Source organism: Sphingomonas sp. GW821-FHT09B04 (assembly GCF_059418285.1).
In genome coordinates this window covers 218,766-244,693 of sequence record NZ_JBWKPO010000005.1, presented here as the reverse complement: position 1 = coordinate 244,693, position 25,928 = coordinate 218,766, and the positions used below count along the sequence as shown (strand labels likewise).

Genomic DNA, 25,928 nt, shown 5'->3' with positions numbered 1-25,928 from the left:
CGCATGACCGGATCCAGCCTCCCCGCCGCCCGCCCTCGCTTCAGCCTGCCCGAGATCGGGCGCATATCGCGCGCGTTGGGCCGTGACCTTTGGGACCTTCCGGTATCAGGATACCTGCTCGCCGCGCTTGCATTTGCCGCTCCCGCCGCCGCCCAGCAGACGCCACGCGAACTCACCCCGCATCAGCGCGCCATCGCTGCAGGCTACAAGGCCCTGACGCTGTGCGAAGGCCAATATGGCGGCGGCCGCACGCCCGAACAGATCGCTTCGACCGAACTCAAGGGTATTTATTCGGAATATGAGGTGCTGGTGGCGGAGCTTCCCGCGACCAGCGACCGGCTGGACCGCAGCGTCGCCGTCCCCTTCGCGCCGGACATGCCGCCGCGGCTCGCCTATCATATGCCACGCCACGGCTGCTCGCTTGCCCCGATCGGCGGCAAGCGGGGGACGCCTCCGGCGCTCCACCCCAACCCGTCGATACCCATCCCGGCCGATTCCCGTCCGTGGCCCGTGGGTGACGGCGGAATCGCCCCCAAGCCATCGGAAGCACTCAGCGCCACCGTCGCGACCGCCTTCGATCCGGCAAAATCGAAAGGCCGCACCACCGGCGTCCTGATCCTGCGCGATGGCAAGGTGATCGCCGAGCGCTATGCCGATGGCTTCGGACCGCTGGTGCCCAACCGCACCTGGTCGGTCGCCAAGAGCATCGCCGGGACGCTGACCGGGATCGCAGTGGCCGATGGCAAGCTCGACCCACTAAAACCTGCGCCAATCCCAGAATGGAGCCGACCCGGCGACCCCCGCGCCGCGATCACGCTCGACCAACTGCTGCGCATGACCTCGGGCCTGGGCAGCGACACCGCGGGCAATCGCACCGACGCCATCTATTTCGGCGGGACCAGCGTCACCGAGCAGTCCGTGGCCTGGCCGCTGGTCGCGCCGCCCGGAAGCATCTTCCGCTACGCCAACAACGACACGCTGCTCGCGGTCCGCGCGCTGCGGGCGGCGCTAGGCAATGACGATGCTTATCGGGATCTGCCCTACGCCCGCCTGTTCCGCCCGCTCGGCATGATGCACACCACCACGGGTATGGACTGGCAGGGCAATTTCGTCCTGTCTTCTCAAGTCTGGTCCACCGCGCGCGACTTCGCTCGCCTCGGTGAGTTGTGGCGCAACGACGGCGTCTGGCAGGGCAAGCGCATCCTGCCCGAAGGCTGGATGAAGTACATGACCACCCCCAGCGGCCCGCAGCCCGCAATGGGTCCGGGCTATGGCGCAACCTTGTGGCTGTTCGGCGCGAAACAGGGGCTTCCCGAAGGAACTTACGCCGCGCAGGGCAATCGCGGCCAGTTCATCTTCGTCATCCCCTCAGCCCGGCTTGTCGTGGTCCGCCGTGGCGAGGATCCGTCGGGCGAAACCTTTGACGCGCGCAGCTTCGTCGCAGAGGTGCTGAAGACGGTGCAATGAAGGATTGGGACGACGCCTGCGCCTATGCCCTCTCGCTCCCCGATGTGGAGATGGCGTCATGGTGGGGAAATCCCTGCCCCAAGGTCAACGGCAAGGGCTTCATGTCGCCCGGCCGGGAGGCGGGCAGCTTCGCCCTCAGCGTGACCCAGGCCGAGAAGGAAATCCTGTTCGAGACCGATCCGGACACCTTCTGGCAGACCGATCATTATCGCAATTATCCGATGCTGCTGGTCCGCTACGGCACCGGCGCACGCGAGCGGGTCGAACTCTACATCCAGCGCGCCTGGTGGGACCGTGCCAAACCGGCTCAGCGCAAGGCCTATGGCGACCGACCCTAAAGTGGATGCCGTCCGCTTCAGCCGCTTCGCGGCGATTGACTGGTCGGGCGCGAAGGGCCGCAGCCACCCCGGCATCGCGCTGGCGATGTGCGAAACTGGCGACGCCGCGCCCAGACTGATCCCGCCGCCCGGCCGCCACTGGTCGCGCGAGGGAATCCGCGACTGGCTCCTTGCTCGCGCAGCCGAGCCTTTGCTGACCGGCTTCGATATGAGCTTCTGTGCCCCGATCCTCGACCGTGGCGACTATCTGCCCGGTGAAAGCACCGCGACCGATGCTCGCGCCTTCTGGACTTGGGTCGACGCCGAAAGCCATGATGAAGACCTTGGCGCTGCTGCCTTTCTCGAATCCCGCCGCGGCCGCCATTTCTACCTTGGCGCAGCCGATGGCCCGAAGGCGGACTTCATCCACTTCCGCCGTTGCGAACAGCATTATAACGCCAGTGGCGGCGGCAAAGTGACGACCGTCTACGATGCGATCGGCGCGGCGCAGGTCGCCAAGGCGAGCTTCGCGGGGATGCGGTTGCTCCACACGCTCGACGGCGAACTGGCGATCTGGCCCTTCGATCCGGTACCGGCGGCGGGCGCGGTGGTGATCGAGATCTACACCGCGATCGCGGCGCGCGCGGCCGGGCTGCCCAAGGGCCGCTCCAAGCTGCGGGACGCGACTGCGCTCGACGCCGCCCTCGCCGCGCTCGGTTCGCGGCCGCATAGCCCTCTCACTCGCTATGACGACCATTCGACCGACGCGATTCTCACCGCAGCATGGCTCCGCGCCAGCGTCGGGCGTGCCGATCTCTGGCACCCGCCAGCCCTCACGCCCGAAATCGCGCGGACCGAGGGCTGGACCTTCGGAATCGCATGATGCAGCATGGCATGACGCCGTTGCAGGATGCGTCAGGCCGTTGGACATCTGCACCAGCCGTTAACCTTGCCCGCGCAGACTTGGGGGCATGACACGATCGGATCGGCATATGTCGGGTCGGCCACGATGGAGCCTCTTCAGCGAGCGTCTGCCACTCCCCCTGCCCGTCTATCGCCAACTGGTGGACACGCTGTTCGCCATGCGGCTCCCGATCCTCGGCCTCGGACTGGTGTTCGCGGGTCTTGCCGCTCTCGCCGCCTGGCAATGGCAGGATTCGGTCTTTGCCGCGATCGCCACCACCGTCGTGGTCATCACCCTGGCCCGGCTGCGGCTGCTCCACGTCTACGCGCGCGACGAGCAAAAGAACTATGAGCGGCTGCGATTCTGGGAACGGCGCTACGCGATCGGCACTTATGCCATCGCGCTACTGATCGCTGCGCTCAATCTGCACGCGCTGACCTATCATCTCCCGCTGCTGCATCTGCTCACGGTCAGCCTTGTATTCGGCTTCGGAGCCGGGGTCGTGTCGCGCACCTCGGTACGCCCCGCGATCTGCATCACCAGCCTGTTGCTCGCTACGGTCCCGACGGTTGCGGGATTGCTCGCACACGCACTCACCACGCACGAGGTTCCGCTTCACGCGCAGATCTTCGTGATCGAAGCGCTGATGGTCGCAATGATCACCGGACTCAGTCTCCAGACCGTCGCCCACCTCTATCGCTCGGCCGTCGAGCACCTCTCGACCCAGCACGATCTCGCACTGCTCGCCAAGCGCGATGCGCTCACTGGCCTCGCCAACCGTTTGTTGCTGCGCGAGCGGTTTCAGGACGCCAGTCAGACCGTGTTGCGCTCGGGCAATCAGATCGCCGTGCACTTCATCGATCTCGACGGCTTCAAGCCGGTCAATGACAGCCATGGTCATCCCGTCGGTGACATGGTGCTCAAGCTCGTGGCGCAGCGGCTCGAATCCTCGCTGCGGGAAGAGGATACCGTGGCGCGTCTGGGCGGCGACGAGTTTGTCGTCCTCCAAGCCGATCTGGCGCACGAGAGCGAAGCGGAGATGCTCGCCCGACGGATCATTCGCGGGCTGAGCGCGCCCTATGAGATCGACGGCGCGATGGTCCAGTTGTCGGCCAGCATCGGGATCGCGATGGCGCCCGATCTGGGGCTCGATCTCGAGCGGCTTCTCGCCTGCGCCGATGCGGCGCTGTACCGCTCGAAACTGGGCGGAAAAGCGCGGCTCACCTTCTGTACCGGCGAGGACGTCGCCAATGCCGAGCTTGCAGCCTGATGGGCGCATCCCACAATCGGCCTTGACCAGGCCCATCGTTCGGATCAAGACGCGCCGCCCGCGCAGTTTCGCGGTTCAGTGCCGGATTAGCTCAGCTGGTAGAGCAGCGGTTTTGTAAACCGAAGGTCGCGGGTTCGATTCCTGCATCCGGCACCACCGAATCCTCATGATTCGGCTGCAAGTTCATGCTCTTAGAGCAACATCTCCCGCTTCCAAGGTTTGACTGGTTTAGACCGATTCAGACCGGTTTCGACACCCCTTTTGCCCCTGTCGTTGCCCCTGCATTCTCCACCATGGAGAGCAGTTTGTTGCCCGAGATTTTGCCCGAGCCACGCTTGAGCCGACTTGGAGTCGGACCGTGACGAGACGATTGACCTTGATTCCGGCCAGCCTAGATTCGCTGACCAATGGCTATTTGCTAGATCCGCAGACTCCGGGGCTCTGGATCGAAGAGAATGGAAAGGGTGTGCGTACCTGGCGGTATCGCAGACAAATCCAGTGTTGTGGAGAGGTGCTGAAGCGCACACTCGGCCGCTATCCCAAATTCAGCATCGCGGATGCACGCGAATGGGCCGCTGGTTTCAACTCGAAAATCGACGCGGGTCTGGATCCCCGGGCGATCGAAGTGGCGGAGGTAGGGCGGTCTCGCTTGACCATAGCCCATGCGCACGAGCGGTACATGAACGCAGTCCGCGAGGGTCGTGCTTCGCGAGCCAAGAAGCGCAACAAGCCCCGCACCATAGCCGATAAGCTCGCGATCTATGATTGCGATATCGCGCCGGCACTCGGCGAGAAACTGATCCTCGACATCACTGAGGAAGACCTGAGCAGGTTGGTACTGGCCAAGGGGCGAACCGCACCGATCCGCGCAAATCGGCTCGCTGTCGAACTGAAGGTGTTCTTTGGGTGGGCATCATCGCTTCGCGGGAAAGAAATCGGCTTGACCGCGAACCCGGCTGCTAGGCTCAGCGATCTCAAATTTCCCGAAGTGCCTCGCGAACGAAAGCTGAGCCTCCATGAAATCGGCTTGTATCTGCAGGCACTCGTTCCCGAACCGCGACACTATCAGCGTGGAATGTTGCTCCTGCTCCTGACCGCTGCCCGAATTTCCGAAGTGATCTTCGCAAGGCGCGAAGAGTATCTCAACGGGATCTGGACGATACCCGCCGGGCGCGTGAAGAACAGCCGAGCGCACAGAATTGCGCTAGGCCCTTGGGGTCAATCCTTGATTGGGACCAACGCGGACTGGGTCTTTCCATCCGAGCGGATAGATGGTCCCCGCGCGCCGTGCGGCTGGTACAAGGCGCGTAATCGCCTCCTTAAACGGATGTCCCAATTTGAAGGAGCACCGATCGAACAATGGACTCCCCATGACCTTCGTCGGACGGCTCGGTCCAATACCAAGCGTCTCGACGTAGACTTCGAGACGGCGGAGGCGATGCTCAACCACTCCAAGCGCGGACTCGAGCGGATTTATGACGGGTACGAGCTCGAGGACGAGAAAAGAGCATGGTTCCTGATGTGGGAAGAGGAGGTTGTTCGCATCGCGCGTGAAATGGGCGTGGCTCAAACATTGGGAGCACCAATGCTTGAAGCACGACGGCCGCAACCTTCACCCAGGCTAGCAGTCCCGCGTCGTCGGTTCGCTACCAGAGGGCCCGGCTTTCCATCCAGGCGACCACGTCATCGAGCCTGAAACGAGGGCAGTGGCCATGCTTGCCACGGCCGCTGCCCAGCTCATATTCGCGCGGGAAGCCAATGGGCCGCGATGCGCGAAGCCGGTCAATCTGACGCCGGGATAGCCTTGCAATCTGTGCAAACTCGTCTGCAGTGACGAACCGCGGCAATTCAGAAACCATGTCCGGCGATGTGCCCAGATCTGTGGGTCCGCCGCGGTGGGCCATTAGCGCTGCCGGCGCGCGAACTCGCGATCGCTTTCCAGAAAGGCCGCCAACATCGCCGGCACCAGTTCGGATATCGGCTCGGCGCGGCCATAGGTCTGCTCGTACATCGCGGCATAGTCGGCGAGGGCAGCGGCGAGGTCCGGCGAGACACCAATCGTCATCTTGACCGGTGTGCGATCCGGGAGGCGAGGCAACTTGATACCCATGTTCACCGCCATGGCCGGAGCACGATGTCCTTGTGCACCACCACCCGTAACGGCCAACCGGGACGAATGCGGATCGTGGGCGGGATGTCGAGGTTGCGCTCGACGAGCTTTCCCCCTGCCCTCGCGCCGCTTCGCTGGGCGGATTCTCGGATAATCTCGACCAGTTCGCTCTCGTCATTGAAGCTCAGCTCGGTTCCGACGCCGAGCAGCGTCGATAGAACGACACCTTTCAGGAGATGCCAGGTGTGGCGATCCACGCGATCAGCGAGACCGGCATAGCCCGCTGCGTCACTCGCAGGAACATTGTCGATCCGGACCGAGGCCCCATCCGGCAGGATGATCCTTTGCCAAACCACCAATGCGCGGCTCTGGCCAAATGCAACCACGCTGTCGTAGCGACCGATCAGCCGAGAACCTTGCGGGATCAACACGGTTCGACCAGTCACACTGTCACGGACGTTCTCCGTCACTTGAGCGGTCACCAGACCAGGTAGATCGGAATTCAGCCCGGTGATGAGGCTTGCCGCGATCAGGCTGCCAGCGCTGACGGTGTATGGCGAAGGCGCCGCGATCAGCGCATGCGGATTGGTGTCGTCGTCGCGGTTCGCGCGACCGACCAGCTCATTCTTGCGTGCCTGCGCATTGGGGTCGCGATCAGGATCGAGGAACGGCTTGGCCGCATCGGGCGCCGACGGGGTGTCGGGGACAATAGCCGTTGCGGGTGCCGCCATGGCGCGGCCACCTGCGAGCTGCAGCATGACGCCGGATTCACGCGCCGCGCGACGCTCGGCAGCCACACGCTGCCGCTCGGCCTCGGCATCTTGCGCCGCCTTGGAGGGCGCGTCCGCATTGGGATCGGCCGGGAGCGGCCCACTGAGCTGCCGCTGGCGCTCGAGAATGGGCCGCCCGAGATCGCCGGGAAGCGGCGGACCAAGTTTTGGTACGTCGCCATAGCCCGCAGGCGCTCCCGCAAGCACATCAGGTAACGCCTTCGTGCCAATCGGTTTGTCCTCGCCCGGTGCGATCAGGCTGAGTGTCGCCGGTTTCAGGGCGATCCAGGCGACACCGGCAATTGCGATCGAACCCGCCGCTGCGATGGCAACGATCGCGCCACGCCGGAAGCGGGTAACCCGTCCAGGCGATACCCGGAGGACCAGCGTTTCAGGATCGGCCTTCGGCATCGCGATATCCGGTGGAGCAGGCATGTCAGTCACGACACCCTCGCCGCCTCACGGCGTGGCCGCCGCTCGGATATGCGCTCGATCCGGACGACCTTCTGCTTCTTGCCGCCAAGGCGCAGTTCGGCCGCGCCGAACAGGCGATCGACGACATAATAGCGTCCGGCGACCCGGTAATTGACGAGCTGGGCTTCGCCATCGTCGCCGATGACGAACAGCGGTGGCGCCTCGCCGACCGCGATATCCGGACTGAATTCGATATAGGTCTGACACCCATCATCGAACGCGCGGATCGGCCTCCAGGCGGGTTTGTCGCCCCGGATCGCATAGCCGAAGTTGAGGCTCTCAACCGCAAGGCCCGATGCGACCGGCGTCGCCGCCCTAGCCTCGGCCTCGCGTCGGCGGATCGCGACGAGCTCGTCTTGCGGATAGCTCCAGGACAATGCCGCCATCGCGCTCTTGGGCGTGCTCTGAAGATGGAGGTGATAAGCCCGCCGGTCGGTCGTGATGACCAGATTCGTGCTCAATCCCGCCGCGAATGGCTTCACCAAGATATGGACGCGCGTGCCCTCCCCGCCTCCACTGGTCGTGTCGCCGACCGTCCAGCGCACCGTGTCGCCGGCCGCCACCGAGATGATCGCTTCGCCGGGCTGCAACATGATGTCGGTCACGCGCTCCGGCGCGGCATAGAGCCGGTAGAGTGTCCCTTCCGAATAGGGGTAGACCTGAACGGCATTGATGTATCCTTCGCGCGCCGGCTCACGCAACGCGGCCCTGTTCGCGGCTGCGACGCGGTCGATCGGCGATACAGCCTCTCGCGCGTGCGCCGCGGCGGGCATGGCGAGGACGGTCATGCTTGCCGACAGCAGTATGGCACGGATCATCGGGCGTTCCTTTCCGGAGAGGGGGCGGCTTGAGGCTGCGCGAGGGTCGGATCGAGGGGCGAGCCGAGTGGCAGGCCGGCAGGCGGTGCAGCCATCGGGGCTTCCGCTGGCGACGGGGTCGCACGCTCGGCGGGCGTTTCCAGTTCGCGGCTCCAGTCGATCGCATCGACATAGAGGCCCAGCGGGTTCTTGCGCAGGACTTCGGCTGAGCGCGGCGGCTGCACCTTCACGGTCAGCATCGCGGTCCAACGAGACGTGCTCGCGAGACTGCCGCGCTCATAGGCGCTCTCGGTCCATTTGACCTGAAAGCTGGTGTCCGATGCGCGGACCACGCTCGTGACCTGCACCGACACGGTCTTGCGGCCGACCTCGGCGAACGGATTGGAGGTCCGGGCATATTCGCCGAGGAAGAGCGCTCCCCGCTCGGTCGCGAAATCATAGGCCGACAGCAAGCTCTCGCGCATCAGCACCGGATCGAGAGAGCGGGACCGCAGATTGGTAACGAAGCGCCCAAGGTGCCAGGCGATCTGCGGGTCGGTCGGCCGATAGTCGACCGCGGCGGGCATGACGTTGCGCGCCTCACCCAGGCGATCGACCTCGACTACATAGGGCACGACACGGCTCTGCATCGACTGCCAGACCAGTGCGACCGACAGGCCGGCGGTCAGAAACAGCCCGCCGAACGCCATCAGCCGCCAGTTCCTGGCCTGCACGCGGGCGGAGCCGATCCGCTCGTCCCAAAGCTGCCCGGCACGCTGATAGGGCGTCTCCGGTTCGGGCGTTCGCCCATATCGCTCGACAGCCCGCTTGAATCGCATGGTTCAATCCCTTTCCCGAATGTCTGGTGTGATGCCTCCGCCGCCACGATCACCGCCCTGGATGGTCTGGACCGCCATCTGGCGGCGGTGACGGGACGCTTGCGTGGACTGGAGCTTCTGCGCCCAGGCCGGCATGGATCCGGCGGCATCGGCGATGCCACTATTGCCAGTCGAGCCGCTTCCGGCGGCCCAGGCAGCCTGCTTGCCACGTTCAACGGCGGCACGGAGACCAAAGGCGCTGCGAAGGCGATCGCCGGCTGCCCCTTTGGCGGTGCTCGCCATGCCGCCTAGGCCCGCGCCGATACTCGACTGGCCGGATGTTTCCTGCCCGAGCTTGTAGGCGGTCGACGCGGCGCTCCCCATCGTCGTGCCCGCCCTGATGGCGGCAAGACCCGCACCGGCGATGCCTGCTGTTGCACCGACAGCAGCAGTACCGCCCATCGCGATGCCGCCCGCGGCAAGCGCGGTCGTCGCGATCGCTGATCCGGCACCCAGTTGCGGCGCGCCGGCGACAAGGCCGGAGGCGATACTGGGGCCGAAGATCGCGAGCCCGAAGATCGCGAGGCTCGCAAGCATCAGTGAAACGGCCTGCTCGATCGACACCGCGTCACCCGTGATCGCGCTCGTGAAGTCGGCGAAATAGTTCGAGCCGATGCCGACGATGACGGCGAGCACCAGGACCTTGATGCCGGAACTCACGACATTGCCGAGCACGCGTTCGGCGAGGAAGGCAGTGCGGTTCCACAGCGCGAATGGTACCAGCACGAAGCCGGCAAGGCTCGTCAGCTTGCACTCGAGGATCGTGATGAAGAGCTGGATCGCGAGAATGAAGAAGGCCGCAATGACCACCACCCAAGCGATCACCAGCACCGCGATCTCGATGAAATTCTCGAAGAAGCTGACCGGTCCGACCAGTTCCTTGGCCTGCTCGAGCAACGGCCAGGCTGCTTCGAACCCGGTTCCAGCGAGCCGTCCCGGCATCAACAGGTCCTCGGCGCTGATCGCGCTTCCGCCTGCGGTCAGGCCAAGCCCCGCGAAGCTGCGGAAGATGATGTCGGAAAGCGTCGAGAAGCTGTTCAGGATGAGCGCGAAGACCCCGACATAGAGGATCTTCTTGAGGAACTTGGCGAGCACGTCGTCCTCGCCGCCAAGCGCCCAGAACAGACCGGCAAGCGTGATGTCGATGCCGATCAGGATCGTGGTCAGGAAGCCGATATCGCCACCCAGCAGCCCGAAGCCGCTGTCGATGTAGCGAATGAAGGCATCCATGAACTGATCGATGACGTTGAGGTCATCCATATGCGCGGATTCCTGCGTGACGCTTGAAAAGGTGTCGCGGGGACCAGAGACCGAGGGGGCGAGCCGTCTGCCCCCGCGACGGAACGGCACTGGCGGGGAGCGAAGCCAGCGCCGCCCCAGCTCATTGCCGCGGCGTGTAGGCCTTGCCGTCGCCCAGGAAGCGGTTGGTCCGCTCACGCGCCTCGCGCGCGCTCTGTCCACGCTTGGCAGCCTCGAGCGCCTCGCTGCGGAACTGCGCCGCCATCAGCGTCTGGATCTGAAACTGCTGCTTGGCGGTCAGCGCAAGAAGCTGGTTGGTCGCCTGGCTGACCTGCAATGAGCCTTCGGCGCCCTGGCTCCTGTCGACGATGGCCTTCAGGGTCTGCGCGTCATCGCGGACATTCTCGACGATACCGCTCTGAACGGCCATCGTCTGCCGGAACGCGGCCATTTCAGTGTCGAGCCGCTCCTTGGCCGAGGCGGCGCGCTGATCGCGGCCTGGTGCCTGACCGAAGCTACTCGGGAAAAGCTGGCGGAACCGCTCGTCGAGTTGGTCGACACGGAAATCGATTCCCTGGGCCTGCCCCATCAGCCGATCGATCTCCGCGAGCTTCTGACGAAGCTGGTCGAGCTGTGGGAAATCGATCCGGGTCAGGTTCTTGCCCTGGTTGATGAGCATCCGCGCTTCGTTCTGGAGGCTCTGGATCTGGTTATTGATCTGCTGGAGCGTTCGCGCGGCGGTGAGCAGGTTCTGCGAATAGTTCGACGGGTCGAAGACACTGAGCTGCGCGGACGCCGGCATGCTCGTCATGACGCCTGCGGTCAGCGCACCGGCTGCTCCCGTTCCAAGCAGGGCGGAAATCACATATTTCTTCATGGGGCTTCTCCTTCGGGGGCTGAGGGATCTGGAAAATCGGCGAGCAGCGATGCGGCCCAGCCGAGGCCGGAATGGCCAAGGAAGCGCGCGGCGAAATCCGCAGCGCCGTGCTCAGCGAGCAGGGCATCGATGGCCTTCTGGCTTTCAGGGTCGGACGCGCCGCACAGGGCTAGGGCGATCGGGCCGAGGCCCAGCTCGAAGAGGCGGTTGCCACGCCTCGACTGGAGGTAATACTGCCGCTTGGGGATCGCCCGGCTGACCAACTCGATCTGCCGCGCATTCAGCCCGAAGCGGACATAGGCGGCCTGGCTCTGCGGCTCGATCGCGCGGTCGTTCGGGAGCAATATCCGCTGCGGGCAGCTCTCAATGATCGAAGGAGCAATCGTCGAATCGGCGATGTCGGCGAGGCTTTGAGTCGCGAACACCACGGCGACATTGCGTTTGCGCAGCACCTTCAGCCACTCGCGGATGCGCGCCGCGAACAACGGATGGTCGAGGAACACCCAGGCTTCGTCGAGGATGAGCAGCGTCGGCCTTCCTGTGAAGCGCGCCTCGAGCCGATGGAACAGATAGGTCAGGACGGGCGCGACCACGCCCGCTTGGTCCATGAGCGCTTCGGTCTCGAAACACTGGACATCGGCGATGGCGAGATCGTCTTCCGCTGCATCGAGCAGACGGCCGAATGGCCCTTCGAGCGTATAGGGCGCGAGCGCGGAGCGCAGCGGTGCCGACTGGAGCAGCAGCGACAGACCGGTCAATGTGCGTTCCTCGACCGGCGCGGTCGCTAGGTTCGTCAAAGCCGACCAGATTGCTTCTTTGATCTCCGGCGTGACGAGCACTTTCTCGTGTGCGAGCAGCGCACCAATCCATTCCGCTGCCCAGGCACGCTCGTCAGTCCTGTCGATACGCCGCAAGGGCTGAAAGGCGATTGCCCTGCCCCCTTCGCCATCCTCCCCGCCGAGACCAAGTGCATGGTGCGCGCCGCCCATCGCGAGAGTAGCGGCACGGGCCGAATATCCCTTGTCGAAGATATAGACCTGACTGTCCGGATAGCGCCGGAACTGGAGCGCGAGCAGCGCGAGCAGCACCGACTTCCCCGCACCAGTTGGGCCGACTACAGCCAAATGCCCGACATCGCCGACATGCGTGCTCAGGCGAAACGGCGTCGATCCGCTGGTCTCGGCATAGAGCAACGGCGGTCCACCCAGTTGAGGGTTGCGCGCCGGCCCGGCCCAGACCGACGACAGCGGCATGAGGTGGGCAAGGTTCAGCGTGTGAACGAGCGGCTGGCGGACATTGGCGTAGGCATGGCCCGGCAGGCTCGAAAGCCAGGCCTCGACCGCATTGATGCTCTCGCGGATGCAGGTGAAGCCAAGTCCGTTGACGATCCGTTCGACCGCGCGGACCTTCTCCTCCACGCGAACGCGATCCTCGTCGGCAAGGGTGATCGTGGTCGTCAGATATCCGAACGCAACATGATCGGCACCGAGCACCTGCAGCGCCAGATCGGCATCGACCACCTTGTTGTCAGCGTCGCTGTCGAGGAGCTGGACGGGCTGATTGTAGATCACCTCGCGCAGGAGCGCGGTGATCGACTTGCGCTTGTTGAACCATTGCCGGCGCAGCTTCGTCAGCGCCCGGACCGCGTCGGTCTTGTCGAGCGCGATGAATCGCGTGACCCAACGATAGCTGAAGCCCTCGTGATTGAGCGCATCGAGTATGCCGGGACGGCTGAGATTGGGGAAACCCAGGATCGTGAGCGTACGAAGATGTTCGTCGCCAAGCATGGGCTCGAGACCGCCGATCAGCGGCGTGTCCGTCAGCAGGCCATCCAGATACATCGGGGTTTCGGGGACGGCGACCGGGTGACGCCGTGTCGAGACGGTGCCGTGCAGGAAAGTCAGCGTCTCGGCATCGTCGAGCGCGCGGATCTCGGGCATGAAGCCACTGAACAGATCCAATGCGCGATCGGTTTCCGCGATGAAGCCGACCAGCGCCTGGCGCCAGTCGCGCCCTTTCACCTCGTCGCTGCGCTCGACAAGCGCGCGGCCGGCCATGTCCGCCTGGTCGGGCGAAGGCAGAAAGGTGAGCGTCAGATAGTAGCGGCTCTCGAAGTGCGCGCCTGCGCTCTCGAACGCGGCGCGGCGTTCCTCCTCGACAAGCCAGGAAGCCGCTTCCGGGAACGCGCTGCTGGGATAGCCCAGAGCTTCGCGCCGCTCGGCTTCGAACTGCAGAACCCAACCCGAGCCGAAGCGTTTCAAGGCATTGTTTGCGCGTGCACAGGCAGCGACCAATTCAGCCTCGGTCGCGGATTCCAGATCAGGCCCGCGAAAGGCGAGCACGCGCATGAAGCTGCCGTCCTTGTTGAGGACGACGCCGCGCGCGACCAGCGCTGCCCAGGGCAGATGATCGGCAAGCCGATCGGCGCGGCGGCGATATTCACGAAGGCTCAGCATGACAGCCGTCCCTTCTGACGAAGGTGGCGGGCGAGTACGGGCGCGAAGTCGGGATCGCGCTTGGCCGCAAACACTGCGAGCGTATGCCCGAACGCCCAGATGACGAGGCCCGCGATCCATTGCTGGAGACCGAGGCCAAGCGCCGCCGCGACCGTGCCGTTGAGAATCGCGATCGCGCGCGGCGCCCCGCCAAGCAGAATCGGCTCCACCAGGGCCCGATGCACCGGCGCCTCGAAGCCTTCGATATGCTGCCCGGTGCCGATCACGAGATCAGTGCCCCACCGCCGAAGCTGAAGAAGCTGAGAAAGAAGCTCGACGCGGCAAAGGCGATCGAGAGACCGAAGACGATCTGAATGAGCCGGCGGAACCCGCCCGCAGTTTCGCCGAATGCCAACGTCAGCCCAGTGACGATGATGATGATCACCGCGACGATCTTGGCGACCGGCCCCTGGACCGATTCCAGCACCTGCTGGAGCGGCTCCTCCCAGGGCATACCCGAGCCCGCGGCCTGCGCGGTGGTGGCGATGGCGAGACCGAGTGCAGCGGCCGTCGCGATGGTGACGATGTTGCTGGTTTGAGAGACGCGGGGCAGGCGCAAGGCTATTCTCCTTCGCAATGGCTGGTGGGATCGGGGGTTAGGTCGAGGACCGCGTAGTTTCCGTCAGAATCCAGGCCCCCGACGCGCGCGATGGTGTCGACACGGCGGGCAAGGCCTCGCCCGGAAATGAACACGATCATGTCGATCGCCTCGGCGATCAGCCGGCGGGGCACGGTGACGACGCTCTCCTGCACGAGCTGCTCGAGCCGGTAGAGCGCGGAGATGGCGCTGTTCGCGTGAACTGTGGCGATGCCGCCGGGGTGCCCGGTGTTCCACGCTTTCAGCATGTCGAGCGCCTCGCGCCCGCGCACCTCGCCGACGATGATCCGGTCCGGGCGCAGGCGCAGCGTCGAGCGCACCAGATCGGCCATAGTGACGCTGCCGGGTCGCGTGCGAAGCGCAACCACGTCTCGCGCGGCGCATTGCAGCTCACGCGTGTCCTCGATGATCAGCACGCGTTCGTCGAGATGCGCCATCTCGGCGAGCAGGGCATTGGCGAGCGTCGTCTTGCCCGAACTCGTGCCGCCGGCGATCAGGATGTTCCGGCGCTCAACCACAGCAAGGCTGAGCAGCCGCGCTGTCTCCACCGATACGATCCCATCGTTCACATAGTCGAGCAGCGTGTAGATCTTGCCGGCGGGCTTGCGGATCGAGAAGCACGGCGCGAGTGCTACCGGAGGCAGGACTCCCTCGAACCGTTCCCCTGCCCCCTCGCCGTGCGGCGGCAGCTCGGCCGAGACGATCGGCGCCTGGCCATGGACTTCGGTTCGGGCATGGCTGGCGACCAGGCGGATGATCCGCTCGACCTGCGCGGGGTCATAGCGCGCACCAGTCTCGATCCGGCCTTCGCCCAATCGGTCGAGGCGCAGCACGCCGTCGGGATTGACCATGATCTCGAGCACGCTTGCGTCGGCGAGTGCGGCAGCGATCGTCGGTCCCATCGCTGTGCGCAGCATCGCCCTGCGACGCTCAGCGGAGAGCGTATCACTCATCGCGAGCCTCCATCGGTCTTCAGGAGACCCAAGGTCCGCTGGCCGCTGGCGAGCGCCTCGCCGACACGCGTCACAAACGCATTGAAGCGGTCGCGGCCGACCGCTCGGGCCGCCTCGTCGGCCTCGGCGAGCGGCGCCTGCACCATCAGTTCGTAACGTACGAAAAGTGCGAGGCTTTCGAGCAGCACATGTCCGTCACGCTCGATCCTGCCCAGCGCCATCGTCATGCGATCGAGCCGCTGGCTGAAGCGGTTCTCGAGCTCACTCGCCGCCTGCCGGTTGAGCCAGGCAGCAAGCGCGTCAGCGAGGATCGACGACTTAGACGCGCCGGGTTTCGCTGCGAGCGTCTCCAGGCGCTGGCTCAGATCCTCGGGGAGGAAGAGCTGGTAGCGGACGCGCTTCGGCTTCATCCCAGTCACCTTCAGAAGCTCGGCAGCGCGTCGTGGTCGCGCGACTGGTTGATGGCGTGGGCGCGAACCACCGCGCTGACCAGACGGGCGCGATCCATCGCGCGCTTGTCGCTGGCCGGATCGCTGTCGTCCTTGTCGAGACCGAGCAGATCGAGCTGTCGCGGCGGTTCGGGCTTCTTCGCCGCTTCCTCGCCCAGTCCCGGATGACGCTGCTGCTGGAGACCATCCTGATCTTCAGAATCGAGCTTCTCTCCGACCCCGCCGAGCCGCCTATCGAGAGCACCGACCAGTCCGCCCCAGTCATCGGTACGTGGGTCGGGCCGATCGGCGTAGGCCCCCTCTTGCAGCGCTGGAGGCGGCGCGAGACGGCTGCGAAAATTGCGGTCGTCGTAGTAGCGCAGCTTCCTCGCGCGGATCGGCGCGAACCCCGAGACCAACACCAACTCGTCGGTGATCGGAAGCTGCATCACCTCGCCCTGGGTCAGCAGTGGCCGCGCAGTCTCCTGCCGGCTGACCATGACGTGCGCGAGCCACGGCGCGAGGCGATGGCCAGCATAGTTGCGCATCGCACGCTGCTCGGTGGCAACGCCAAGTGCATCGGAAATCCGCCGTGCCGTCCGCTCGTCATTCGTGGCGAAGGCGATGCGAACATGGCAATTGTCGAGGATCGAGTTGTGCTCGCCATAGGCCTTTTCGATCTGATTGAGGCTTTGGGCGATCAGGAAGGCGCGCACACCGTAGCCGGCCATGAAGGCCAGGCTGGTTTCGAAGAAGTCGAGCCGGCCGAGCGCAGGAAACTCGTCCAGCATCATCAGCAGCCGATGCTTGCGGCTACCTTCCCCTGCCCCGTCGAGCTTCTCGGTCAGGCGACGGCCGATCTGGTTGAGAATCAGGCGAACGAGCGGCTTGGTGCGCGAGATGTCGGAAGGCGGAATGACCAGGTAGAGCGAGACGGGGTGCTCGGCCTCAACCAGGTCGGCGATGCGCCAGTCGCAGCGTGAGGTCACCGCCGCCACAGTTGGATCCCGGTAGAGGCCAAGGAACGACATGGCCGTGCTGAGCACACCCGACCGCTCATTCTCGCTCTTGTTCAGCACCTCGCGCGCTGCGGACGCGACGACCGGATGGACCTTCGACACATCTTTTGTGCCAATATGGTTGGTCTCCATCATGCGCTTGAGCGTGGCAGTGAAAGGCCGCTGCGGATCGGAGAGGAAGGTCGCGACGCGGGCGAGCGTCTTTTCTTCTTCAGCATAGAGGATGTGGAGGATCGCGCCGACGAGCAGCGAGTGAGAGGTCTTTTCCCAATGGTTGCGCCGTTCGAGCGCGCCTTCAGGATCGACCAAGATGTCCGCGATGTTCTGGACATCGCGAACCTCGTGCTCGCCGCGACGCACCTCGATCAATGGATTGTACCGGGCGGAGCGGATGTCGGTCGGGTTGAACAGCAATGTGTGGCTGAATCGCGCGCGCCAGCCTGCGGTCAGCTGCCAATTCTCACCCTTGATGTCGTGGACGACGGTGCTGCCGGTCCAGCTCAGCAGCGTCGGAACGACCAGGCCGACTCCCTTGCCCGAACGGGTCGGCGCAAACGCCATGACATGCTCGGGACCGTCGTGCCGCAGATACTGCCCGCGAAGCCGACCCAGGAAGACACCCGCGTCCTTGAACAGACCAGAGCGCTCAATCTCTCGCGGATTGGCCCAACGCGCGGAGCCGTAGGTGGTGACGAACCGCGACTGTCGCGCGCGCCAGAGCGAACTCACGATCGCGGCAACACAGCCGAGAAATCCGCTGGCAGCAGCCAGTGTCCCCGCCCGGTCGAAAACCTCGGGCGCATAGGCTTCGTAGTGATACCACCACGGAAAGATCGCCCATGGCTCGTAGACCGGTGTCCCGAGCAGCGAAAACCATGCCGGGCCGAGTTGCGCCTGATAGCCAAGCATCGCAGCGCACCACTGGGTCGCGGCCCAAATGCCCGCAACGACGATTGCGAAGACGGCGACGATCTGGCCGATCAACAGGCTGGTAGGAGTCATGAAATCTACTCCGGGAAGGACATCCGTCCTGACTCGGAGAAAGTCGCATTAGTGGATATCTAGGTGATAGCGTCGTTCCACCGCACTGCACCGCATCCCGCCGCCACCCCACTATCGGCGCCGCTCGATTGCAGGAGCTAGGTCATTCTAAGGCTCGGTGAGATACAATGACCTTCGACAACTCGAATCGTTGGCGTTCGGCATGGGAGCGTCCGCTCTGCGCCCTGATTGCGGTCATTCGTACCCACGCGGGTGGCTCCGAAAGCTGCCGCCCACTCAGGCGCCGGTCGGGTTGCAGCGACTGGCCCTTGAGAAAACGGAGGTATGCCGCGGGCGTTCGATTGGAACCTGATAACGAACGATCCGAACCGGGCCTCTTTCGCAATTGTTTTTGTTTCGGGGACGTGCCTATCTTTCAAAGGATTCGGGTAGAGGGGGATCGCGTATGCTTCGACATTGCCGCGTGCTGTTGCTGGCAAGTTGCGCTATTGCTGGGATATCCGGGTCGGTCGCCAACGGTGCTGAGACAGTCACCTATTCTTACGATGCGCAGGGCCGGTTGCGCACGTCGTCAGTATCTGGCGGGCCGGACAACGGCACCAACACCGCGATCTGCTACGATGCAGCGAGCAATCGCGAGCGTTATGTGACGGCGGTCTCCGGGGCGGCGGCCTGCATTACAACGATCTATCCGCTGTCGGCCCCGCTGCCAGCGCCCACACCCACACCTGCGCCCTGAAGACTGCCGGCCGGGCCGCTTCGGTCGAGCAGGTGAGCGCCTCGCTCGCGGCCATCAGCTGAACTTGGCGTCTAAGAAATGCATCGCCTCAATCAGGATAGATTCTCGCATGACATATACGCGGCCGTCACCGGCTTCCTGCCTCGCTCTTTCTGCGCTTCTTGTTGCAGGTGTCGCTTCAGCGCAGACGGCGCCCCCGCCTCGCCATGATTCGAAGAGTCCGACTGGTGTCAGCTATCGCACGCTGACATTCACCTATGACGAGGAGGATCTGTCCATCGGCGGGGAAGGGCACGAGGGAATCACCTTTCGCCGTTCCTACAGCAGTACCCGGCCACCGCGTTCGGGCATGTTCAATGCGATGGGATGGACCGACAATTTCGCCACCTATGTGAGCAACGAGCGGCTTCCCCAGCATCCCGACGCCATGGTCTCGCCGGTCGCCCACCGGTGGCCCTGGCTTTATCACATCAGCATCGGGATGAAGTCCTACGCCTTCATTGGCGGTACTTCAGGAGGGACGGCGCAGAACCCGACCCATGTGCCCTGGGGAAACTATGAATCCGTTTCGAAAAATGGTGTGACGCTGGTTTTCAACGGCACGACCATGTCGGGTTATTACACACTGACCGAGTCGGACGGAACAGTGACAAACTTCACGCCGGGCGTTTCCAACGCAAAAGTCTCCGACATCACTTATCCTGACGGGACGCGACTCGATTTCAACTACTCGACGATGCTCAAAAGCATCTTCAGCAACCGCGGCTGGGCCATCCTGTTCGATAGACCGACAACGGCTTGCGTTGTGAACCTTTCACGAACCTATGTGTTGGCGACCTCCACCTGCCCGGCGGGCGCGCGCAGTGCGACATACGGTTACACAGACGGGGCGTATTACACCTACGCACAGAACCTGACTTCGGTGACCAAGGGCGGTGCGACCGCCACCTATGGCTATTCGCCGCATGACCATTTGAGCTGCGTGAGGGATCCGGGCGCGTCCCAGTGCAAGATCAGCAACACCTATGGCGAATGCCCGCCCATTCCGTGGGATCCCGGCTACACCGATCCCATCCGCTTCTTGCAGGATCCGATCGTCTCGCAGCAGACCGCGACCGGTGAGACCTACACTTATTCACCCACGACCGCGCAATGCCGTGCCCCCAATGAGCCCTATTATTTCCCGTGGTTATGGAACACGGTGACGATGACGGCGAACGGCACGCAGACCACAACGGTGGAAGTGGGGACGGGCGGGATGCCACAGTCGATCGTTGACCCGCTCGGACGCACTACCACGATCGTTTACGAAGCAGCCGACCGCCTGGAAAATGAGACGGTAGATGTCGCAGCGGTGACTGAGCCGGAAGGTGGCCGAACCGACTATCTGCGCGATAGTCGCGGAAATATCTATCAGACCATCAGGAGAGCGAAGCCGGGTTCGGGGATCGCGGATATCACGTCGACGGCTGTCTATACTTCGACGTGCAGCGATCCGAAAACCTGTAACAAGCCGTCGAGCGTCACGGACCCGAACCTCAACACCACCTCCTACACCTATGCCTCGGCCCATGGCGGCGTGCTGACGGAGACGGGGGCCGCGGTTGGGGGCGTGCAGCCGGTGAAGCGCTATGCCTATGCGCAGCACTATGCGTGGCTGGCGGCGTCGGGCGGGGGATACGCGCAAGCGGCAAGTCCGGTGTGGCTCGTGTCGGAGGAGCGAACCTGCCGGACGAGCGCGACGGTGGGCGCCGCCTGTGCCGCGGGCGCGACGGACGAGGTGGTGGTGAGCTACCAATATGAGGCCGGCAACGCCTCGAGCCCGAGTAACCTGTTGCTTAAGGGCAAGGCGGTGACTGCGGACGGGCAGACGCTGCGGACCTGCTACGGCTATGATGGCGAAGGCAACAAGATCTGGGAAACCGCACCGCGTGCGGGCCTCTCGACATGCGCATGATCTTCGGCGGGAGGGGGCGTCGCACGCGGATCGCTGCGAGCGTCATCGGTGGCGCATTGGGCTTGGTCGCTCTGGCAGTGGTGCCGGCTGCGGCGCAATCCACAGCGTCGCCGTACACCAGCGCGACGCGCTATGATGCAGAGCGCCGGGTCACGGGCACGATCTCGGCCGATCCCGATGGCGCGGGGGGTAACCCGCATCTGGCTGTGCGCAATAGCTATGACGGCGCCGGACGGCTGATCAGGGTCGAGAACGGGACGCTGGCAAGCTGGCAGCCCGAAGCCGTGGCGCCGGCAGACTGGAGCGGGTTTGCGGTCAACAAGGTGCTGGAGACCACCTATGACGTGATGGGCCGCAAGGTGAAGGAGGCGGTTTCACCTGCGGGAGTTCCAGGCACCGAGCAGACCGTCACCCAGTATAGCTATGACAGCTTCGGCCGGCTCGAATGCACGGCGATACGCATGAACCCGGCGGTGTTCGGTGCGCTCCCGGCGAGTGCGTGTACACATGGGTCCGCCGGCAGTGCTGGACCCGACCGGATCACGCGCAACTTCTATGACGCAGCCGGGCAATTGCTCAAGGTGCAGACGGCGGCCGGGACCGACGTCCAGATTGACTATACGCGCTACGAATACACGCCCAATGGCAAGCAGAAGGCGGTCATCGACGCCAACGGTAACCGCGCCGAGTTTACCTATGACGGGCATGACCGGCGCGTGAAGTGGACGTTTCCGTCAGCCACCACGGTCGGTTCGGTCAACGCGTCCGACTATGAAGAATATGGCTACGATGCCAATGGCAACCGCACCAGCCTGCGCAAGCGCGACGCGCGGACGATCTCGTACAGCTACGACGCGCTGAACCGGGTCAGCAGCAAGACTTATCCGAGCGGCGGAGGGCGTTCAGTCCATTACATTTACGATCTGCGCGGGCTGCAGCAGTCAGCTAATTTCGACTCTCCCACTGGTGTGGGGGTCACCACCCTTTATGATGGCTTTGGGCGGCCGGTTTCGAGCCAGAGCAACGTCACCGGCGTCGGCCGCATCCTCACATATCAGCACGACGCGAATGGCAACCGTACGCGGGTTACCCATCCCGATGGGCAGTATTTCGACTACTATTGGGACGAGATGGATCGTCTATACTATTCCAACATAAATTCGACCACGAGGCTATTTCATCCGGTCTATGATCTCGAGGGGCGGGTCAGGAACCTATATCGGTTCGACCAATCGACTTCATCTTGGTCACACTTAACCTATTTTCTCTATGATGGTATCTCGCGACCATCAACCTATGGACTGGTGTTCGCAGGCGGCGGCAACGTCACCACCTCGTTCACCTACAACCCGGCAAGCCAGATCGTTTCGCGGACGCGCGACAGTGACGACTACCGGTTCACCGGGCATGTAAACGCCGATCGCAATTATGCGCGCAACGGTCTCAACCAATATACGAACGCGGGCAGCGCGTCGTTCACTTATGATGCGAACGGCAACCTGACCTCGGACGGGACGACCAGCTACAGCTACGATATCGAGAACCGGCTGGTGGGAACCGGCACCGGCGTCACGCTGAGCTACGATCCGCTGGGACGGCTGGCGCAGACCCACTCACCGTCGACCGGCACGACGCAGTTCCTGTATGATGGCGACGCGCTAGTCGCTGAATATGATGGCGCGGGCAATATGCTCAAGCGCTATGTCCACGGCCCCGCAGCAGGGCAGGACGATCCGCTGGTCGAGTATATCGGTTCGAGCACCGCCTCCCCCCGGTATCTTTACGCGGACCATCAGGGATCGATCATCGCCATCGCCGATAGCAATGGCAACCGCATCGCGGTGAACGGCTATGACGAATATGGCATTCCCAACGGCTTTGCCGGGTCGGGCACGACGAATACAGGGCGGTTCCAATATACCGGTCAGGCCTGGATCCCCGAGCTGGGCATGTATCACTACAAGGCGCGGGTCTACTCGCCGACGCTCGGGAGGTTCTTGCAGACCGACCCCATCGGCTATGATGATCAGGTCAACCTCTACGCTTATGTCGCAAACGATCCGGTGAACCGGACGGACCCGACTGGGTTGGCCGGCGACGACAAGGAATTTAAAATTCCTCAGTTGGTCGGAAAAGTGACCGTCACTTATGGTGATTCGGGCGTCAGCATTAAGGTCAGCAATCCGATCTATAGCGGCGAAGCGTCGGTGCGCGACTCTGGGGCGTCCGCTACCGTGCGATTCGGTGACGCCGCTGCAACCGCAAATGTTGATCGCAACGGGGCGTCGGGAGGGGGGCGCGTCGGCGATAAGGCTGTAGTTGCAAGTGCTGATCGAAACGGCGTGGTAGTAGGGGGACGCGCTGGCAATACTGTTGCAACAGCAGGGGCTGATCGAAACGGGACTTCCTTACGAGCAGGGACAATTCAGCCAGATAAGGTTCCTCGTGGATATGCAGTAGAACGGTCGCTTGAAGCCAAGGTCGGTCGACCAGACCAGGTAGGTTTGAGACCATCTCCTAGCACTGGACCGCAAAGAGCTGTTGAAGGTTTTAGGCGAGTGCTTGACGTATTATCGAAACTTTTCGAGTAGACCGGAAAAATGTTTTCAGAACTACTGAATATTAGAAGGGTTGATAAGGCGTTCTCATTGGCCTCAAAGGGTAAGGATGAGGAAGCCTTAATAATATGCGATAGAACATACGCTCTACTGAGCAGTGGTGCTCTGTCAGCGTCGCCATCTACTATGGAAGCAATGTTGCTAAGATCGTTTTTGGGTATGGAATCTAAAGATCGGGCGAAAGTGAGGCAAAGCTCGTTAGCTTACCTAAAACATAGAAAATTGGTAAGGTACTTTAATAGAGCGGAATGTGCCTACATGGATAGATATCTAGTTTCTGTTCTATGGATTTCGCGAGGGCGCGCGGAAGAGTCCTGTCTAATTTCCATAAGAAACAAGCTATCCAAGGACTTAGGCGTTATTAGGCCTACCACACAGGCGCGATTCTCTAGTCCTGACGCTTGAGGGTTAAGCATACACAGGAGCGGGTTGCCTTACTTCATAGTCCAACCTCTACTTCGCGGACGATAACGCCGGCGCGAGCCATAATCCGCTGGGGCGCCTTGCGCATGGGCTGCGCTTTACTACTCAGGAGTTCTGGGCAGCAGCAGGGCGACGACGTTGCCTACGCAAGGGCACGTAGCAACTACCCGACTTAGTCGCTCTACTCGCGCGCCCCTCATTTGGGCATCTTGGGTCCAAACCATAAGGCTCAGTCGACTCAGAGGCCGCTGCCCACGGCGACTTTATCATTCGCGATGTCTAAAGGATGTCGTCCACAGTAGGTCCAGCTTCAAACCTCTCGGTGTAAACGAGACGCTCCACCCTGCATGTCCGCTTGCACCTCCATGTTCGCTGAAACCGGACCGTCAAGACACGGCCCAGTTCACGACACGCTAGGCCCGCTACGCTGACGCCCGAATGTCCAATTGATCCCGGTTTCGCGCAAGACTCCAGCGACGTCTCTACCGACATGGGGCTCAAGCATCGGGCGCCAGGGCAACAGCGTGAAATCCCTCGACCGCGCGATCAGCGCGTGCCGTCCACTGGTCATCTCGACTGCGCGGCCGAGCTGGCCTTCGATCCGCTCCCCCACTCTTGCTTCCGTAAACGGCAGGCCCAGTTCGCCGGAAAGCTGGTTCGCGACGCGCAGGAGTTCGCGCCGCTGAAGTGCGGGGATCATCCCTGTCCGATAGACGACGTGTCCGTCGCACTCTTCGGCAAGCCGCTCGTCGATCAGCCATTGTCGTCGCAGCGCCTGCGCGGCCCGGACCTCTTGCCCGAAGCCTGCATCGCGGACCGGCGTCGGCGCATCTGCGGTCAGCTCGCGATCAAGCCAGGTTGCGGCTTCTGCTCGCGGTAGGCGGCCGAGCGGCAGCGTGGACAGGGTCTCGACCGTTACGGGCCGATCGCGAAGCTGTCGCGCCTCAAAGGCGGAAGCCTTGTCGAGATGATCGGGCCCGATCACCCAGCTGCCATCAGGCTCGCGCTCGACACTCCGCATGGTACGCCGCATCGCTTCGAGCCGCCGGACATGACTTTCGGCGAACGCCTGTGTGGCCGTTGGATCGTGCCGCAGATGCGCATCGATCGAATAGCGCCCTTCATTGGCGGCGGCGATTTCGGCGATGGTATGATCGACCGTCCGCACGCCGCCCGCACGCGGGGCGATCCGGACGATCGCATCCTTCGGGATCGGATCGACCGCTTCGCCCTTGCCGATCTCGGCATAATGGGTGCGCCCGTCGATCCCGTCCACGATGAGATAATGGCGGTCGTTGAGCTCATCGGCGAGCCCGCGCGCGACGACGCGGCCGATGACCGGCGCCGCATCCGGGGCCGCCGGGTCGAAGATGACTTGCTCGGCCAGGGCACGCTCGAGCTTCCCAGCGGCAAGCTCACGCTGCATCGTCCGGATGATATCGCCGCGCTCGCCCATGCGGAGCAGCGTATCGGGAAGGCCGCCTGCAAGGCGCCAGCGATCACCGCCAAGGAGCTCGGCAAGGCCGAGACTTGCGAGCTTCCGGAGACGGCCGGCGCGCAGCGACTGATAGAGAGGATCGGGATCACCCGCGCTCACGACGCGATGTCCATCCATGTCGCGGATGAAGCGCCGGTCGATTGCGGTCAGCCGCTCCGCACTGGTGTCACTGCGCAAGCGCTGCTCGATCTCAAGGCCGGTGCGCGGCCCGAGGTCGAGCGACACGATCTCCATCGCGCGCTCGCGAATCCCGTGCGCGATATATTCGCGCGCGATCACCAAATTCTCGCCGCGGTCATCCCTGCCGCGCAACATGATGTGAGTGTGCGGGTGCCCCGTGTTGAAATGGTCGACCGCCACCCAGTCGAGCCGAGTTCCAAGATCCGCTTCCATTTGCGCCATCAGCCGGCGTACGACCGGCTTCAAGTCCAGATATTGATCACCGTCCTCGGCCGAGACGATGAAGCGGAACTGATGGCGGTCGCCTGCGCAGCGGCCGAGGAACGCCTTGCCGTCGGCGATATCCCTGTCCGCCGCATAGAGCTCGCCAGGCTCGCCGTCGCGGGTCACACCGTCGCGCTGGATATAGCGCAGATGCGCTTTGGCGCCGGCCGTACCCTTTCCCGCCAGCATCGCGAGCCGCGCCTTGACCACGACGCGGCGCGCGCGAAATGCCCCGAGCCGATCGCGGGACTGAAGCACACGCGCAAGCGCCGCGCCCCGCCCGATCCGGCTGCCATCGAAGTGGCGGCTGCGGATACCAGTCCGCCGGCCGGTACGCCGCGCCGCTTTGACCACCAGGCTCAGATAGCGGGCTTCCTTGCCGCCGCTGCGCATCCGGCCGAGGTGCGGCTCGAACTCGTCGTCATGCATATCGGCGCCCTTTCCAGTGGCTGGAACGACGCTCCCCGCCCACAACAATGGCGCGTTCGCACGCCGCTTCAAGGAGTCTCGCAAATGCGGCGCTAGAGCCCCCGAAATCCGCCATTTCCGCCACCCTGTCTCGCGGACGAACGCGGTGTCTCGCAGAATCTCCCGAAAAACGATGTGCAGACAATGACTTGGAATATCGCGAGATATTCCCTCTATCTTGCT

20 protein-coding genes and 1 tRNA gene are annotated in these 25,928 nt (G+C 63.6%); 8 read left to right on the top strand and 13 right to left on the bottom strand.

Annotation, left to right across the window (positions count from 1 at the left end; all coding sequences use genetic code 11):
• The first annotated feature begins 3 nt into the window (after nt 1-3).
• The 6 genes from AC07NK_RS16780 (at nt 4) to AC07NK_RS16755 (ending at nt 5,654) form a co-directional block, all read left to right on the top strand.
• The gene (locus tag AC07NK_RS16780; protein WP_495171754.1) at nt 4-1,467 is read left to right on the top strand and encodes a serine hydrolase domain-containing protein; all 1,464 of its coding nucleotides are present in this window, start codon (nt 4-6) and stop codon (nt 1,465-1,467) included.
• On the top strand, nt 1,464-1,805 hold the full coding sequence (locus tag AC07NK_RS16775) for an MmcQ/YjbR family DNA-binding protein (protein WP_495171753.1): 342 nt from the start codon (nt 1,464-1,466) through the stop codon (nt 1,803-1,805). The genes AC07NK_RS16780 and AC07NK_RS16775 overlap by 4 nt, the downstream gene beginning before the upstream one ends.
• Complete coding sequence (locus tag AC07NK_RS16770) at nt 1,789-2,667, top strand: hypothetical protein (protein WP_495171752.1); 879 nt, start codon at nt 1,789-1,791, stop codon at nt 2,665-2,667. Before AC07NK_RS16775 ends, AC07NK_RS16770 begins: the two co-directional genes overlap by 17 nt.
• Nucleotides 2,668-2,776: 109 nt before the next feature.
• Nucleotides 2,777-3,958, top strand: coding sequence for a diguanylate cyclase domain-containing protein (locus AC07NK_RS16765; protein WP_495171751.1), 1,182 nt, complete (start codon nt 2,777-2,779; stop codon nt 3,956-3,958).
• Between the two features lie 80 nt (nt 3,959-4,038).
• Nucleotides 4,039-4,114, top strand: a tRNA-Thr gene (locus tag AC07NK_RS16760).
• Between the two features lie 214 nt (nt 4,115-4,328).
• Entirely contained in the window at nt 4,329-5,654 is a 1,326-nt protein-coding gene (locus AC07NK_RS16755; RefSeq protein WP_495171750.1) for a tyrosine-type recombinase/integrase, read from the top strand.
• Between the two features lie 207 nt (nt 5,655-5,861).
• Here the strand turns inward: AC07NK_RS16755 and AC07NK_RS16750 are convergent, their stop codons facing one another.
• The 12 genes from AC07NK_RS16750 to AC07NK_RS16695 all read right to left on the bottom strand — a co-directional run bounded on the left by AC07NK_RS16750 (nt 5,862) and on the right by AC07NK_RS16695 (nt 17,598).
• Entirely contained in the window at nt 5,862-6,068 is a 207-nt protein-coding gene (locus AC07NK_RS16750; RefSeq protein WP_495171749.1) for a DUF2274 domain-containing protein, read from the bottom strand.
• A 2-nt stretch (nt 6,069-6,070) separates the two neighbouring features.
• On the bottom strand, nt 6,071-7,273 hold the full coding sequence (locus AC07NK_RS16745) for a TraB/TrbI/VirB10 family type IV secretion system protein (RefSeq protein ID WP_495171748.1): 1,203 nt from the start codon (nt 7,271-7,273) through the stop codon (nt 6,071-6,073).
• 5 nt (nt 7,274-7,278) lie between these two features.
• On the bottom strand, nt 7,279-8,130 hold the full coding sequence (gene trbG / locus AC07NK_RS16740; protein ID WP_495171747.1) for a P-type conjugative transfer protein TrbG: 852 nt from the start codon (nt 8,128-8,130) through the stop codon (nt 7,279-7,281).
• Nucleotides 8,127-8,948 carry a conjugal transfer protein TrbF gene (gene trbF / locus AC07NK_RS16735; protein ID WP_495171746.1) on the bottom strand — a complete coding sequence of 274 codons (822 nt, stop codon included), beginning with the start codon at nt 8,946-8,948 and terminating at the stop codon, nt 8,127-8,129. Before trbF ends, trbG begins: the two co-directional genes overlap by 4 nt.
• A gap of 3 nt (nt 8,949-8,951) precedes the next feature.
• Nucleotides 8,952-10,247 (bottom strand): P-type conjugative transfer protein TrbL, encoded by a 1,296-nt coding sequence (gene trbL, locus AC07NK_RS16730; RefSeq protein ID WP_495171745.1) that lies wholly within the window; start codon nt 10,245-10,247, stop codon nt 8,952-8,954.
• Between the two features lie 121 nt (nt 10,248-10,368).
• Nucleotides 10,369-11,103, bottom strand: a complete 735-nt coding sequence (gene trbJ / locus AC07NK_RS16725; RefSeq protein ID WP_495171744.1) for a P-type conjugative transfer protein TrbJ — start codon at nt 11,101-11,103, stop codon at nt 10,369-10,371.
• Complete coding sequence (gene trbE / locus AC07NK_RS16720) at nt 11,100-13,559, bottom strand: conjugal transfer protein TrbE (protein ID WP_495171743.1); 2,460 nt, start codon at nt 13,557-13,559, stop codon at nt 11,100-11,102. The genes trbJ and trbE overlap by 4 nt, the downstream gene beginning before the upstream one ends.
• Nucleotides 13,553-13,825 carry a VirB3 family type IV secretion system protein gene (locus AC07NK_RS16715; RefSeq protein ID WP_495171742.1) on the bottom strand — a complete coding sequence of 91 codons (273 nt, stop codon included), beginning with the start codon at nt 13,823-13,825 and terminating at the stop codon, nt 13,553-13,555. Before AC07NK_RS16715 ends, trbE begins: the two co-directional genes overlap by 7 nt.
• A complete protein-coding gene (locus AC07NK_RS16710) occupies nt 13,822-14,151 on the bottom strand; it encodes a TrbC/VirB2 family type IV secretion system protein (RefSeq protein ID WP_495171988.1) in 330 nt (109 codons plus the stop codon). Before AC07NK_RS16710 ends, AC07NK_RS16715 begins: the two co-directional genes overlap by 4 nt.
• A gap of 8 nt (nt 14,152-14,159) precedes the next feature.
• The gene (gene trbB, locus AC07NK_RS16705) at nt 14,160-15,149 is read right to left on the bottom strand and encodes a P-type conjugative transfer ATPase TrbB (RefSeq protein WP_495171741.1); all 990 of its coding nucleotides are present in this window, start codon (nt 15,147-15,149) and stop codon (nt 14,160-14,162) included.
• Nucleotides 15,146-15,559, bottom strand: a complete 414-nt coding sequence (locus AC07NK_RS16700) for a CopG family transcriptional regulator (RefSeq protein ID WP_495171740.1) — start codon at nt 15,557-15,559, stop codon at nt 15,146-15,148. The genes trbB and AC07NK_RS16700 overlap by 4 nt, the downstream gene beginning before the upstream one ends.
• A gap of 11 nt (nt 15,560-15,570) precedes the next feature.
• Nucleotides 15,571-17,598 (bottom strand): conjugal transfer protein TraG, encoded by a 2,028-nt coding sequence (locus tag AC07NK_RS16695; RefSeq protein WP_495171739.1) that lies wholly within the window; start codon nt 17,596-17,598, stop codon nt 15,571-15,573.
• 1,088 nt (nt 17,599-18,686) lie between these two features.
• On the opposite strand from AC07NK_RS16695, the gene AC07NK_RS16690 reads away from it, so the two are divergent.
• Complete coding sequence (locus AC07NK_RS16690; protein ID WP_495171738.1) at nt 18,687-20,294, top strand: hypothetical protein; 1,608 nt, start codon at nt 18,687-18,689, stop codon at nt 20,292-20,294.
• An 80-nt stretch (nt 20,295-20,374) separates the two neighbouring features.
• Complete coding sequence (locus tag AC07NK_RS16685) at nt 20,375-22,885, top strand: RHS repeat-associated core domain-containing protein (protein ID WP_495171737.1); 2,511 nt, start codon at nt 20,375-20,377, stop codon at nt 22,883-22,885.
• A gap of 853 nt (nt 22,886-23,738) precedes the next feature.
• On the opposite strand, the gene rlxS is transcribed toward AC07NK_RS16685, so the two are convergent.
• A complete protein-coding gene (gene rlxS / locus AC07NK_RS16680) occupies nt 23,739-25,706 on the bottom strand; it encodes a relaxase/mobilization nuclease RlxS (RefSeq protein WP_495171736.1) in 1,968 nt (655 codons plus the stop codon).
• Nucleotides 25,707-25,928: the final 222 nt, after the last annotated feature.

Coding starts and splice junctions, on each gene's coding strand:
- AC07NK_RS16780 (WP_495171754.1), top strand. CDS start 4: ATGACCGGATCCAGCCTCCCCGCCGCCCGCCCTCGCTTCAGCCTGCCC.
- AC07NK_RS16775 (WP_495171753.1), top strand. CDS start 1,464: ATGAAGGATTGGGACGACGCCTGCGCCTATGCCCTCTCGCTCCCCGAT.
- AC07NK_RS16770 (WP_495171752.1), top strand. CDS start 1,789: ATGGCGACCGACCCTAAAGTGGATGCCGTCCGCTTCAGCCGCTTCGCG.
- AC07NK_RS16765 (WP_495171751.1), top strand. CDS start 2,777: ATGTCGGGTCGGCCACGATGGAGCCTCTTCAGCGAGCGTCTGCCACTC.
- AC07NK_RS16750 (WP_495171749.1), bottom strand. CDS start 6,068: ATGGGTATCAAGTTGCCTCGCCTCCCGGATCGCACACCGGTCAAGATG.
- AC07NK_RS16745 (WP_495171748.1), bottom strand. CDS start 7,273: ATGCCTGCTCCACCGGATATCGCGATGCCGAAGGCCGATCCTGAAACG.
- trbG (WP_495171747.1), bottom strand. CDS start 8,130: ATGATCCGTGCCATACTGCTGTCGGCAAGCATGACCGTCCTCGCCATG.
- trbF (WP_495171746.1), bottom strand. CDS start 8,948: ATGCGATTCAAGCGGGCTGTCGAGCGATATGGGCGAACGCCCGAACCG.
- trbL (WP_495171745.1), bottom strand. CDS start 10,247: ATGGATGACCTCAACGTCATCGATCAGTTCATGGATGCCTTCATTCGC.
- trbJ (WP_495171744.1), bottom strand. CDS start 11,103: ATGAAGAAATATGTGATTTCCGCCCTGCTTGGAACGGGAGCAGCCGGT.
- trbE (WP_495171743.1), bottom strand. CDS start 13,559: ATGCTGAGCCTTCGTGAATATCGCCGCCGCGCCGATCGGCTTGCCGAT.
- trbB (WP_495171741.1), bottom strand. CDS start 15,149: ATGAGTGATACGCTCTCCGCTGAGCGTCGCAGGGCGATGCTGCGCACA.
- AC07NK_RS16700 (WP_495171740.1), bottom strand. CDS start 15,559: ATGAAGCCGAAGCGCGTCCGCTACCAGCTCTTCCTCCCCGAGGATCTG.
- AC07NK_RS16695 (WP_495171739.1), bottom strand. CDS start 17,598: ATGACTCCTACCAGCCTGTTGATCGGCCAGATCGTCGCCGTCTTCGCA.
- AC07NK_RS16690 (WP_495171738.1), top strand. CDS start 18,687: ATGTTCAATGCGATGGGATGGACCGACAATTTCGCCACCTATGTGAGC.
- rlxS (WP_495171736.1), bottom strand. CDS start 25,706: ATGCATGACGACGAGTTCGAGCCGCACCTCGGCCGGATGCGCAGCGGC.